The organism is Methanobacterium formicicum (assembly GCF_029848115.1).
GTDB classification, from domain to species: Archaea; Methanobacteriota; Methanobacteria; order Methanobacteriales; family Methanobacteriaceae; genus Methanobacterium; species Methanobacterium formicicum.
The window spans coordinates 17,254-31,373 of record NZ_JARVXG010000037.1 but is presented as its reverse complement, the minus strand read 5'-3'; the positions used below and the strand labels follow the sequence as shown (position 1 = coordinate 31,373).

Sequence of the window (14,120 nt, the reverse complement as noted above, 5' to 3'; positions counted from 1 at the left end):
ACAGAGCATTTAATCCTGGGGATATATATGCTTCCATAATCTGCTTCATTTCATATACGCGACCGTTAAAGGCAAGCATGAGTACTGAAAATTGACAATTATTGAAATCAAAGGGGATTAGTTTATGAGCAACGAAAACCAAACAATTCACGAATTTGACCTGAATATTATTTACGATTATTTTTCAAATACAGAACGACAAGGACCAGGAAGTCCGGAAATAACCCTCAAAGCTTTGAGTTTTATAGATGGTCTTACCACAAAATCCAAAATTGCCGATATTGGTTGCGGAACCGGCGGCCAAACAATGGTGTTGGCGCAAAACACAGCCAGCGAAATTATCGGTGTTGACTTATTTCCGGAGTTTATCAAACAATTTAACCAAAACATCCAAAAACAAAATCTTCAAGAGAGAGTGAAAGGTGTCGTTGGCAATATGGAAGATCTTCCGTTTCAAGAAGAAGAATTGGACCTGATCTGGTCGGAAGGTGCAATTTATAACATTGGATTTGAACGTGGATTACGCGAATGGCGAAAATATCTTAAAAAAGGAGGATATATCGCAGTTACCGAAAATACCTGGTTTACCGATGAGAGACCCAACGAAATTCAGGACTTCTGGCAGGAAGCCTATCCTGAAATAGACACCATATCCAACAAGGTTGCTCAAATGGAAAAAGCAGGTTATCTTCCCATTGCTACTTTTGTTGTCCCCGAAGCTTGTTGGACATATTATTATGAAGTTCAGCACCCCCAAATGCAGGAATCTTTACTGGAAAAAGAAAATTACCAGGGCAATAAATCCGCAGAAGAATTCATAGCCTATCAGCGATATGAAGCGGATTTATATCGTAAATACAAAGCATATTATGGGTATGTGTTTTATATCGGGAAAAGAATCGAATAATGACTGCCTCTAACTTTTTCCAATCAACCCATTTTCTTCAATTGCTTCTTTTATTTCAAGTAAAATTCTTTTAAACTCTTTCCACTGATATTCATCTAAATTCTTTACGACTTTAAATCCAAAATCATTGCCTACACTATAAAAATCTTCTAATTCCATTATATCCTCTAAAGATTTCTTGAAGATTTTATTTCCATCTTTAACTTCATTAATTAGGTTAAAGTGAGTGGAGAAGACACTTTGTCCGTAAGAATATAACTGGGAATAGCATTGTAAGATCTTTACTTCCTGATTTTCAAGGGGAACTGTTAAAAAGAATCCTTTCTTGGTCCATTTTTTGGTTAGATTATTTGCATCGGCAAAAGTGATTAATTCCTGGAAGAACTCTACCCCAACATCATCCAAGTTTTCAAAAAAGGTTGTTTCTACTAATTCCGGTTCGATAGGTGTTATGATTCTTGTCTGACCCATTAATCGAGGCACTAAAGTCTTTGTCCCTGTTGAATTATCAGTGAATTGTTTTATTTCCAGTGCTAGAACTTCAGTTGATTCGATTTTATTATTTAAAAACTCAATAATATTTTGTAGATTTCTGGGTATTTCATCAGATACTACTATGAGTCTCATTTTTTCTTCGTTTAGGTTCCTATCTACTTTATCCCAAAATTCTTCTTCACTTATAGTGTTGTCTAAAAAGTCCTGCACACTTATGGGACTGTTAGTTTCTATTTGGGGGATGATTGTTTCCACAGATTGAGAAAAAACCAGTTTTGACCCATAATCCAACATTTGGCCAACTACTTCACGGTGAATTTCACTATTGTTGCTTTTTTTAACTTCTACAATAGTGGGAATACCGTCTTGATCTAATAAGAAGATGTCGATATTGTCAATTTCACGACCTACACGTAGCCATCTGCGTGGATTTTCACTATTGATCTGGTCCCCGGGGATGAGGTCTGGATATAGGAAGAGCAACTCCTGGAAGTTGTTTTCATTGTGATGTTTTTCTTCATGAATTGCCACGAGCTCGTTGTTGTCTTTAATTTTGTAAATTTTTCCATTCACTGATAATTCCCCATTAATGTTTAACTTAAAAATTAATCCAATTCACAGTTTTAATAAGTTAATCAACATAAAACAAACAAAACTTAAATTGTTATTGATATTAAATTATAATTAAGTGTTTCTATTTGGATAGATGGAAATAAATTGAGAAATTTTCAAAAAACAATATATTAGGACTATAAATAAATTTATAGAAGAAATAAAGAATTTATACGGATTTTTACTTATATTTAAAAGATTTTTGATATTCAATTTTCTAAAATAGGAGCTGCATGCAATCTCAGTTTCAATTTTAGTTGTTAAGTGGAAAAACCTTGGTGAAGGTATTCAATATTTATCTTTTTGATGTGTTAGCACCATATTCCCCACAGAATTTTTCTTTTCCTTTAAGTTCAGCTCCGCAATTAAAGCATGTAAGAGTATCAGAAGCGTCTTTGTCTACCATTTTTTGATATGAACCTGATTCATACCATTTAATTAATTCTGATGCTCGCAATACTGTCCAGGGAGGGGTTTGGCCACATTATTGAAGCTGCTTTTGCAATTTTATATAAGGAATCATAACTTTTGAATTCACGAGCTTGATTTAGGAATGCTTCGACATCAATTTTGTCAAAATGAGATCAATAGGTTCTCACCAGAAGATGATAAAAATTCAGTTAGGTTTAGGAACCTATCATAAAACATTAATTTATGATGAAGCATTGGCCTGGATATTTTTTATCAGAGTTCGCACCACTAGGGAAATAAATGTTTAAAGAATGAAATCATAAATTCTGCTAAGAGAATCCTACCTTCTTCCTTGTACTTCCCATCTCCAAAATTATCAACAACCTTGTTGGGCTTAATTTTAGAGTAAATAGTAACTCCACTAAAACTCCTCCCTTTTTATGAATTAATATCCATGAACAAATCTTATTACACACAATATTTTGTTTTAACTTACGCTCAACCTTTTTATTATAATTAAAATTTTATAATGATTCCTTGAATAAAATATAAGACCCTTTAGCAGCTTCTAAGACTGTATTCAATTCATTTATATTTTGAAAGGTGATAACACCCCACTTTGGATTGCCTTTCATTGGAGTTACACCTTCAATACGTTTATTACTTCTAAACAGATAAACACGATTATTGTAGGGATTGTAAGTTATTAAATTTAAAAATGGTTTATTATGGTTGTAGAATTGTTTTGAACCGTTTTTCATGACTTTACTTGTAATTTCTACACTTATAGCATTCATACCTTTTTCAAAAATAGGGATTAAATTTTTTACATCATTACTAATTTTTTTAAGAGTTTCAGCTGCTTCTTCTCTAACTTTTGGTGATTTGTCACTTTTTACTAGTTTTTTAAGTTGATCAATGGCGGAGTTATTCCAAGAGATACTTACATATTTAGCAGTTCTCCATCTTACTCCTTCATCTTCATCATGAAGTAACGGAATTAAATAGTAAATAGAATCTTTATCTCCTATTTCACCAAGTGCTGTTGTAGCTCTTCTACGTGTAATGGCATTTTTGTTTTTTATTCTTCTGAGAAGTTCATCAACAGAAGGTTTACCAATATTAATCAAGGCATCTCTCGCCGCATAACTCAGATCAATATCATTTTGATTTAATTTAGTGGCTAAAGGATATACGGCCTTTTCACTACCAATTTTACCCAAAGAACTAGCAGAAAGTCTCCTAACAAACGGATCCTTATCGTTTAAAGATTTAATTAAAATAGAAACAGCCCTTATATCTCCAATATTTCCTAATCTGCCAACAGCTTTTCGGCGCTCATAATCATTTCCTTTTTTAATAATTTCCAAGGTTTTAGAGATTTCGAGACTTTCTTTGTCCAAGTTTAGTCGATCAATTTTTTTGGCTAACAGGAAATCTAGTTCACTTAATCCGCCAAGATCACGAGTTGATAAAGTTAGCAAAACATGTCCATAGGAAAGGGTAATTTCTGGATGGTGGGGTATTTCCTCGGCATAATATCCTACTTTATTAGTAAAATTCAATGCATCCTGGAAGTCATTGAAAAAGAATTCTTTATGGATTTTTATGTAATCATTAGTTTTCCATCCATTTGATAGTCCGGAAAGTTCTTCATCAATTGATTTATTACTCAGTAATTCCATTTGACAACCCCCCTAATTATTCAAGTATCTGAATCACATCAGGGCCTTTTAAACCAAATTCTTCCCGATATTTTGATATTTTATCTGATAAATTTTTAAGATGCTTTTTTAACCATGATGGGTCATTTCCTTCATTAAGCTGAATATTCCAAACATTTGGATTGGATGCGTCAACTGATTTGACAGCACTAGCACAATAGAAGAAATTTACCTCCCTCTGGAGATAATGCTCCCAATTTTTTATTTTTTCTATATTATTATGAGGCGGAGTTAAGTCAGGGATTTCTGGCAAGGGTTTAACCAAATTTGTTTTAGTAAACCTAAAGTCTATTTCTTTAGTATTTTTAGCTGTGTTACAGTAAATACAAAGAGTTTGTAAGTTTTCTATACTATCTTTACCACCCATATATCGTGGGTTAACGTGGTCTACTTCAAGGATTTGCTTATGATCCTCCCCACAACAAAGACAAATTGGATATTTTTTTTTCACTTTACTTTTTTGCTCATCTGAAGGTCCTTGTCCTGGTTTTGTAGGGTTTGTGAATGCAGGTGACAGTTTTAGTCTCCTTAAATTAAGAATTCGATTAACACAGGCATCATACTGCTGTTTAAATTGTTCGTAATTGGGATAAATAGTGTTCCAATAACGATCATTGCGCACGTATTCATCTCTTAAAGCTGGATCTGTTTCTAATTGACTGAATTCAATGTACTTTCTAACCAAAGCATCCATATCATGCGCATCTCTTTCTTCAAAGGGGAAAAATTTTGGTTTTTCTTTACTGTTCTGGGCCATATGGCAAGCTATATAAAAAATATTGTTTTCAATGTCACCTATAGAATCAGCATTGGAAAAATACTGTTCTGACCATTTATCAATCTCGTCTGTATGATCTTCAAATCTTATCTCTTCTTCTTCAAATTGGGATAAATCTGCTGAATCGAATCTATTCATTAACTTTTCATAGCCTTCTTTTTCATCATCAAAAACTAGAGCCAAACGATTTACCTCAGTATAATCATCTTGTCCCTCACTTAAACTGTAAAACTTAGTTCGATACCATCCAATAGGGACAGATTTAAGAAAAGGCCCTATCTCAATGTTATTTAGTTCAAACATTAATCTTGAAAGCTTTCTAACTAAATCAATTGATATGAGATCTAATGGTGTTCCATTACCCCCTGTATCACCATCATCTTTACCTCCATCATCTAGTTTATCATAGGGTGCAAAGATTATTTTATGATTCCAGTCATCAACAAAGGGAACTATATATGCCTCAGGAGTTCCATCAAACTCAGTACCTCGCAGTGCACGTCCAATCATTTGAGTAAGAAGAATTCTACTAGTGGTTTGCCTTGTTAAGAATACAGTGTTAACTTTTGGAACATCCGTTCCTTCGGTAAGCATACGGATATTCACTAAAACATCTAGGTCTCCGTTTTTAAATTTCTCTAGAACCTTAGCATTAGCTGCTCCGCTACCTAATGTTCTACCTTGAGGTGTGACATAAACATGAGAGAACATAGTCCCTGCACGAACACCTTCTTTTCTTAGGAATTCACATAACTGGACGCACTGGTTCCAACGGTCTGCAAAGATAATTGTTTTATTAAATTTATCCTTATTTTCTGCATAAACTCTGGCAATGTATTGGTTTCGACTTCTGTTATTAGCTAATTGTTCTATGACATGTTCAGGAAGATCTCTGAAAGAATTAACCCATTTTTTGTATTCAGCATCATCAAATTCTGGTTCAAAATGAGTATGATAGGGTTTTTCAAATTTTGGTTTGGCTAATATGTTCTGAGCCATTAAATTATTAATATCAACTTGATAAAGGATGTCTTGAGGGAAAAGTTCTTTTAACCATCCTCTCTTTTTTTCATCTGTATATGTAGGGGTGGCAGTAAGTCCCAATAAACCCATACTTTGGTATTTGTCCCGAAGAGATTGAACGAACTTTCTATAACTAGGTGCTGGAGAATGATGAGCTTCATCAAAGACCACAAGTAACTTTCCATGGGAAGAATCAAGAAAAGCCTCCAAATTAGGTTGATTTCGTTTGAATCCTCTGCTAACAGTTTGCAATGTTGCAATTAAAACATCATCTGTGGGTTGGATTTCGTTGATATTATACTGATTTTTATTACCTGAAACAACTCTTATGTTGAGTTTATTTTTAGGCTCTTGGACATAACCAACCTCATAACCACGGCTAACATCAATTTGCCTAGGTCCAAAACTATAGAAAGCTTGTTCCAGCAAATGATGAGTGTGAGCAAGCCACAAAACTTTATAACCATCAGATAGTGGTCCTTCACATAAGAAACGAACTGCAGTAAATGTTTTCCCACCCCCAGTGGGCAAGACTAAAATTCCACCTTTATGGGTATTGTAGTCTTTTTCATACCATTGCTTCAAATTTTTGATTGCTTGAGTTTGATGAGTTCTCAATGCAATGGTTGATGGATTTTTCCGGGCTTTAATCAGGTTAAATTCTCTGTAGAAATCTTCTTGCTCATTATTCATTACCATCTACCCACCGATTTCATCTAAATGTATTCGCGCATTGCTATCTAAAGGATTAATTTCAAGAGCTGTAATCAAGCATTCTTTAGCGTCTTTAAAATTGCCCAATTTTTTCATTACCACTCCTTTATTGGTCAAAGCATCAGAAAATTCATTATCTGAAATCAAAGCATTGTCAAAACAGTTTAAAGCATTTTTATAATCCTTCTGTGCTTTGAATATCATCCCTTTAATATTCCAAGCATAAGGATTACCTTTATAAAATCTTAAAGTATTATCAAGACATTGTTGAGCATCTTCATAATCACCCATTAAACCCAGGATGAATGATTTATCAAGGAGGGCTTCAAGCATTTTAGGGTTAAGTTCAAGGGTCTTATCATAATAAATAAGAGCTTCGTGAAACCTTTCCATTAATCTTAATAGCCGAGCTTTTTGATACCAATTTTTAGAGTCATAAGGATTGTATTGTAAGGATATGTCAAGACAATCCATAGCTTCGCGGTATTCACCAATTTCAAGCAAAATAGATCCCTTAAGATGCCAGGCAATAGTACATTCAGGATCCAGCTCTAAAGCTTTATCTAAAAATTTAAGGGAATCCCTAAGTTTTCCTTGAGATTTAAAAATTTTACCCAAATAAAAGTATGGTTTTGGATCATTAGGATGTAGTTTAATAGCTTTATCAAGATAATCAGAAGCAGTATTGCTTAATTTCATATCATCTGATATTCTAGCATAAGCAATAAGAGAGTCAGAAGATTTTTCATCAATTTTCAGCGCCCTATCAAAGGATTCCATTGCTTTGATATCTTCACCCAAGTTGATTAAGACCACTCCTTTATTGTAATGTGCTTCATAAAACATAGGATTGATTTCAATGGCTTTATTGTAGGATGTAAGAGCTTTAATATTGTCTCCTAATTGAACAAAAGTATATCCTCGATAATACCAGATGTCTGCATCTTTAGTATCTAATTCAAGAATTCGATTGAAGTTATAAAGTGTTTCTTCGAATTTTCCTAATTGGATGAGGCTTTTCGCTTTGCTACGTAAAGCTTTTATATTCCTATTGTTAACTTCTAGGACCTTATCGAAAAAAACAATTGATTCATCATATAATTTAGCTTTTTGTAGGTTGTAACCTTTATTTAAGTTTGCATCTACATCTTGAGGATTTTCTAGGAGCACTTCGTCTAAACATCTGTTAGATTCTTCTAGTTCTCCTTTTATATGGTGACAGATACCTTTTCTTTTAAGTGCTGCTTCACAGGTAGATTCTAAACTAAGTAATTTTTCATAGGTTTCGATAGCTTCTTGGTGTCTGCCCAATTTTTCCAAGGCCTTTCCTCTCCAATATAATGCAGGTAGACAACCATCTTCAGAATCTAAAATTAAGTCGAACAATTTTATGGCTTTTTCAATTTCTCCTTCTTGAACCAGTTTGGTTCCCTGTTTATAATATTTTTCTAGTTCTCCTGGTCTAATTAATTCACCAATGAAGGAATTGATTGTTTGTGTGTAAACTGGATTATTTTTTAAAATTAGTCTTAAAATTGATTTCCAAACATTATCCGGGATTTCATATAGCCCCTTTCTCGGACGTTTCATCCAGTTTCTAAAACCATAGATCTCATTTAATAGTGGATAAGGAATAGGGCGTGAAAGTTTAATACGATCATCTGGATGAAGATTGAAACTATCCTGATACTCACCCTTGTGCAAATGGAAAATATGGGTAATTTTTCTATGAGGGCTGGTTTTGTAAACAAGTATCAAGTCCCCTTCTTCAGCACCTCGGAACTTATTATTATAAAACTCTTTTGTTTCATCTTCGTCCAATGCTACCCATTGCAAAACATTACTGGAAACGAAAAGCCATTTTTTCAACTATATCCCCTCTTCTATTTTAGAACTTCTGAAATAAGCTCATCAATATCCTTAGAAGAAATTCCTCCTTTTTCACTATCATAAGTTACTATCAGAGTTCCATTCTCTCCCCCACCATTTTCATAAGGTAAAATATCGTTATCTTTGTACCATTGAAGTTTTCTCTCCCAGCGATGGACATAATTAGGGTTTTGCATCATTCCACAGTGTTCCCAATAATAATCGACACCCATATCATCATCATGAATAGTGAAATCAGGATATTTAATTACACCATCAATATCTAATTTTTCTTCATAAGTGTAATCTATCTCGTTACTATCCAATAGATCAGCGATAATTACTTCAGATTTTGACCTAACTGCTTCTCCGCGTTTAGTTATGTTGATCAAACGATTTTCTAGGAATCTGTTGTCAAGTTCAATAATTGATGGTTTCTCAAATAGGTTAGTGAATCTGCGAGCTGTGTCAGACCAAATATCATCAGTGTATTTTTTAAGATCTACTGCTGGACCCTGATGAAGAATTATAACTCTCTCTTTTTGACGAGTTAAGGCCGTGTACAATAATTCTCTAGATAATAATCTACTAGGATTTGGTAAAACTAAAAAAACAGTTTTAAATTCGCTGCCCTGGGCCTTGTGAACTGTTAAGGCATATGCTAATTCTATTAAAGTTGTGTTTTCTTCACTAAACTCATATGCTGCAAAACCATAAGTGACATCTTTTTGGGATGAAAATTCGACATTTAAACCGAATTTATAATCACGAACTGCAATACCAATTTCGCCGTTAGCGAGATATCCTTTCTCTTTTTTATGAGTATTAGGATCATAATAATATCTAACGTGATTTAAAACGTTAATTACTTTATCTCCAGCTATTAATTCCTCAAATCCTAATGGATTTAAGGCATCCCATTTATTTTTTTTATGATAGATTAATCCTCCCCTAAATTTCTTATGGATTAAACGGTTAAGGTTTACAACTCCATAAGGCCAGTTTTTATTGGGTGAGAGAATTTGCCAAGATTCTGCACCTTCAGAAGAATATTCAGTGTAATTTTTGTTGTTTTTATATGCTCCTAAAGACTCATTGAAACCATTGTAGTCCTTAAAATCATTAATTTCTTTGATTTCTTCTAGAAGTGTGTTTAAAATTATATCTTGTAATTCTTCGGGGTCATTCCATTGAATAAATCGTATATTGGGAGATTCTTTTGAACCGGTTACTAAGTCAAATATTTCATCCTCTCCAGGTTCAAGCTGACATCCACAGAACCATTTAGCAAGTGATAAGTCATCACGATCCCCTCCATCCTGCCTGCGAACAATTTGGAGTTCAGCAAATGCAGGGGCAACTTTAATTTCAGGATCAGAAAAATTATCTGGTTCTAGTCGTTTAACAATGTCAACAAATGGTCTTCCAGAACCAATAGGTGGTAGTTGATTGTGATCTCCTACTAAAATTAATCTTTGGACTCCTTTTACTGATGCTAAAACTGCACCTAACATTTCTTCGGTGAGCATAGAGGATTCATCAATGATTACTGTTTTACCGAAATGTTGAGGTGGTTTAGTGGGAAGAAGATAACGGCTGGTTTTCCAGTCATAACCTCCTAATTTCGTTAAAAATTGGGCAATGGTAAATGCTTTTAGATTGGGATTAGCCATTTCCTGCTCTAACTTAACTCTAGCTTTGCCAGTAGGTGCAAGTAACAGAATTCCACCATTTTGAATATCTTGTTGATTACAAAGAACTGATAGTAATGTGGTTTTACCGGTACCCGCAGGACCAATGAGAACTGAAACTCTAGATTCGGATAACTCTTTTAAAGCTGCGGTTTTTTCTTTACGGGCTAATTTTTCTATTTCTCGATCGTCTGTTTCAATTTCATCCCAAGAACATAATTTTTCTTCTAGCAATGCATTCCAATCGGCATCTATTTTATTCCTTTTAGCCTTTGACCTTTTGAGGACAGTATTTTGGATTTTTTCGCCCATTTGGTTCAGATAATTTAGTTGATATGCTGGTGTTCCATCAGCCATTTCCACCTTGGTAATTACACCTTCAAAGAAATCTTCAACTACTTCAAAAATATCTTTTTTAAGGTTACAAGGTGGTTGAATAGGGGTTTCTGATATTCTCTTTCGGAGTTCTCCTTGAGGAAGTAAGGTATGGCCTTCGTTAATAGCTTTTTCCAAAATGTCAATGACTAAAGATCTCACTCTACGTTCATCTACACCAGTGTCAATGTAAGAGGGTTCAGGTAATGGAAACATAGACTGCATATTAGGATCAGTGAATATACCATGATCAACAGTTTGGAAACTCACTTTTTCTTCTAAATGTCTTGTTAATTCATAAATTAAATAAGGATTTTTAAGTATATCCATATCTGAAAATTCCAAGCCTAATTCTGCCCTTTTATCGGAGTCATAAATAATTTCAGCTTGTTCAGGTGATAATTCAAAACGACTAATAAGTTTCAGGAGGTCTTTTCTTTCTTTTTTTATTTTTTCCCAAGCTTTTTGATGATTTCTGCCAATTTGACTCGCTATTTTTTGAGGAAGATGACTGGAGGGATCTTGGAAAACTTCATCTACTTTATCCCAAGGATCGACAGTTTCAGGTAGATTACTGGTGATTGAACTAGCCACAAAATTACTTAAATCTATCCCAAAAGCACATAATGCTGACCCTAAACCTGGATAGGGTCCTCTTAGTTTCCAAAGTTCGCCAAGACGAGCGTCAATCCATTTAATGCATTGGTTCCAGGGACCTGGTAAATATTCTTTAGCTTTGTTTAAAGCTTTTTCACAAGCAAGTAGTGTTTCTATGGCTCCATCTTGGGTTACGTGTTCAGTGGCATAGGAAAACTCCAATTGACGACCTTCAGGTGCAAAAACAGTGATATTTTCAGGGTTAAAATCGGATTCCGGGTTTTCATCCATATATTCTATAGCTTGATGATATGGTAGGAGGAAACCATCTTCAAAGTCGGGACGAATACTATGTTTTATATTTCTCTCCCATATTAATCCTCGAAGGGGTTTTTTAGATTTATAATCGTATTCTACACTATCTCCAATGTTTTTTACTCTCCCTACTCCTACAATTACTCTTCCAGATTGTTCATTAAAGGGAACTCGTTTAGCATAAAAGAAACAGAGGGATTTTTCAACTTCTACATGTTCAAAGAAGCAATCTAATAATGCTTTTTGATTTTCATAAGCTTGGGTCCAGGAAGATTTGAACTTCATTTCCGGTTCCCAATCAAGATTCATGTCTAAAAAGTAGTTTTTCTGGTAATATTCAAAGTTTTCTTTGAGCATCCAACGGAATGGAACTCCTGATGCAGTGTAACTGGGTACAAAAAGGGGAGTAGCTTTGAAATGTCCGTGTGTTTCTCGTGAAGATTTAGCATAAGGGTGTTTTACTGTACGTGAGTAGGCGAAATCAGCCATGAAAGTTCCGCGTTCGATAATACATGATGGCCATTCATGAGGTTTTATTTCTTCAATTGATTGGCCCGCTAATGAATCTTCTTTTGGATCATTTCTAGTATCCGCTATTCTTTCTAAAATAAGACATGAATTATTTAGTATAGGCTTTTTACATACTGTACCCTTCCATTGGTCATCGTGCCAAGGAACCCTAAGTGAAAGGTGAAGAGTTGGATACTTAACATCTTCGTCGTTCAGAAACAAACCCCCTCATTATTATCGTTAGAGAATTTGTTGGTACTTAATTTATACTTTTTCATAAACAATTTTCATAATTGCAGTAAATATGGATTAAGAACTAATCTTAGAAAAAAAATTAGGAATAATTTTCAGACTAAAAAAATATCTAAAAAATTATTAATTAACATTTCATGCCTATTTTTAAAATTTTTGGGGTTCCAATTATCATATTCTTGGATTTTCTGGGTAATTTGAAAAGATGAACTTTTTTTAGCGAAATAAACATCTTTCTTTTTATTAAAATCGAAATTTCTGGCTTGTGAATTTTTCCTACCACTTAAAAGAACCAGATTTCCAAGTTTATTTGTAAATTCACTACTTTCATCTTCTGTAAATAATGTAGGCCATTCACTATTTTTAGACGGATTTTGAGGTAGGATATGTTCTACAGTGATCATTCCATTATATCCATGAAAAGCTGCTAAATCCCAAAGTTCCATATCTAAACGTAATAAAATGTATCTGGCTAATTTACCACCAAAAATCGAATATAACTGAGGATCGTTTAATTTATTAGTAATTATAGCTTGAATTTCTTCTTTATTACTAAAATCTAAAACCCTTGCCCTACCTCGAGTAACATCTTTTGGCTTATAATAAAGAAGTTTGTCTATTGTTTCTTCAGGTGAATTACTAATATCAACTAATTTAATGATTTTATTAAGGCTTGTAATTCGTTCAGTTGGAGAAAAACTTGCCATCCACTCAACTAAAACCTTTTTTTCAAGAAGTAATGTAAATTCAAGCAAATCTTTATCTGAATTAAATTTCTCATAGAATGCAATTAATGGAGGAATCCAATCAGAATTAGGTATAAACCTCGTCATGAGTTGGATAATTGTTTTATATGCATTTTGATCTTGAGGATTTGTGTTAATTTCAGGTTCTAAAATCTTTTTATGATAAATATTCGACGTTGAATCTAAACAATTAATGAAATTTGACCCTCTTTCGAGAAGTTCTTTATCAAAAAGACCCCTATATTCTTCATAAACATTAATCTTAGCTTTTTCTTGTGTTTTAATAGTCCTTATGAAACCAATTATTTTGTCTAGCTCTTTAAGGCCCAATGTATTTTCAATATTCCTAAGTTTAAGAGCTTCATTTTCTCTTTTATTATTATCTTGGATTGCACCTAAATTTTCACTTTTTAAAAGATCATAAGTGCTTAATGGCACTCCACGAGCATTTAAAACATTAAAAAGACGATAAGCTGATTCAAATGTGTTAGTAATGATATGAACCATATATACGTTATTAAGTAGGTATTTCAAATATTTAGTGGTATCAATATCTGTTAATTTAGATTTGAAAGTTTTTAAACCTTCATAAATGTGATAATAAGGATCTTGTGTATCTTTATAATTAATTTGGTTTTGATTAAATTTCTCTAAAAATAAGTTTGTACCATCTATCGAATAAACATATTTTTGAAATATTTCATCTAGATCTGCCCAGGGTGTAATGCGAATTTGTGCAGGTATATCCTTATATTCATCTTCTTTTTGATAGAGATATTCATTGATTTTATCTTTATCTTCAGAATAATCCCTTAAAACTGCTAATAAAATTGCTAAGGAAGTAAGCCTTTGCTGACCATCTACTATTTCATATAATTTCTTTGTATCAGTTTTTTGAAGCAAAATGGAACCCAAAAAATACTGATTTTGCCCATTATTCATAGCATCATAAATATCTTCAAAGAGTAAATCAAAGTCTTCACTGCCCCAGCTTAAATTTCTTTGATAAATAGGTATTTTAAACATGAAATTAGGGCTAAAAAGTTCCCCAACTGATACTTCCTTTGCTTCGATGTTATTATCATCCATATAACTCATCCT

At 33.4% G+C, this 14,120-nt stretch carries 7 protein-coding genes; 1 reads left to right on the top strand and 6 read right to left on the bottom strand.

Features of this window, described 5'->3' with window-relative positions; all coding sequences use genetic code 11:
* The first annotated feature begins 124 nt into the window (after positions 1-124).
* Positions 125-907, top strand: coding sequence for a class I SAM-dependent methyltransferase (locus QC759_RS03565; protein ID WP_048073241.1), 783 nt, complete (start codon positions 125-127; stop codon positions 905-907).
* 9 nt (positions 908-916) lie between these two features.
* Here the strand turns inward: QC759_RS03565 and QC759_RS03560 are convergent, their stop codons facing one another.
* The 6 genes from QC759_RS03560 to QC759_RS03535 form a co-directional block, all read right to left on the bottom strand.
* A complete protein-coding gene (locus QC759_RS03560) occupies positions 917-1,975 on the bottom strand; it encodes a hypothetical protein (protein ID WP_052659994.1) in 1,059 nt (352 codons plus the stop codon).
* A gap of 974 nt (positions 1,976-2,949) precedes the next feature.
* Positions 2,950-4,110 carry a HEAT repeat domain-containing protein gene (locus tag QC759_RS03555; protein ID WP_052659995.1) on the bottom strand — a complete coding sequence of 387 codons (1,161 nt, stop codon included), beginning with the start codon at positions 4,108-4,110 and terminating at the stop codon, positions 2,950-2,952.
* A 16-nt stretch (positions 4,111-4,126) separates the two neighbouring features.
* Positions 4,127-6,649: a DEAD/DEAH box helicase family protein gene (locus tag QC759_RS03550; protein WP_048073242.1), complete on the bottom strand. Its 2,523-nt coding sequence runs from the start codon at positions 6,647-6,649 to the stop codon at positions 4,127-4,129.
* The gene (locus QC759_RS03545) at positions 6,650-8,533 is read right to left on the bottom strand and encodes a tetratricopeptide repeat protein (protein WP_048073243.1); all 1,884 of its coding nucleotides are present in this window, start codon (positions 8,531-8,533) and stop codon (positions 6,650-6,652) included.
* A gap of 14 nt (positions 8,534-8,547) precedes the next feature.
* Positions 8,548-12,243: an AAA family ATPase gene (locus tag QC759_RS03540; RefSeq protein ID WP_052659996.1), complete on the bottom strand. Its 3,696-nt coding sequence runs from the start codon at positions 12,241-12,243 to the stop codon at positions 8,548-8,550.
* Positions 12,244-12,368: 125 nt separating this feature from the next.
* A complete protein-coding gene (locus QC759_RS03535; protein WP_048073244.1) occupies positions 12,369-14,108 on the bottom strand; it encodes a DUF262 domain-containing protein in 1,740 nt (579 codons plus the stop codon).
* Positions 14,109-14,120 lie beyond the last annotated feature (12 nt).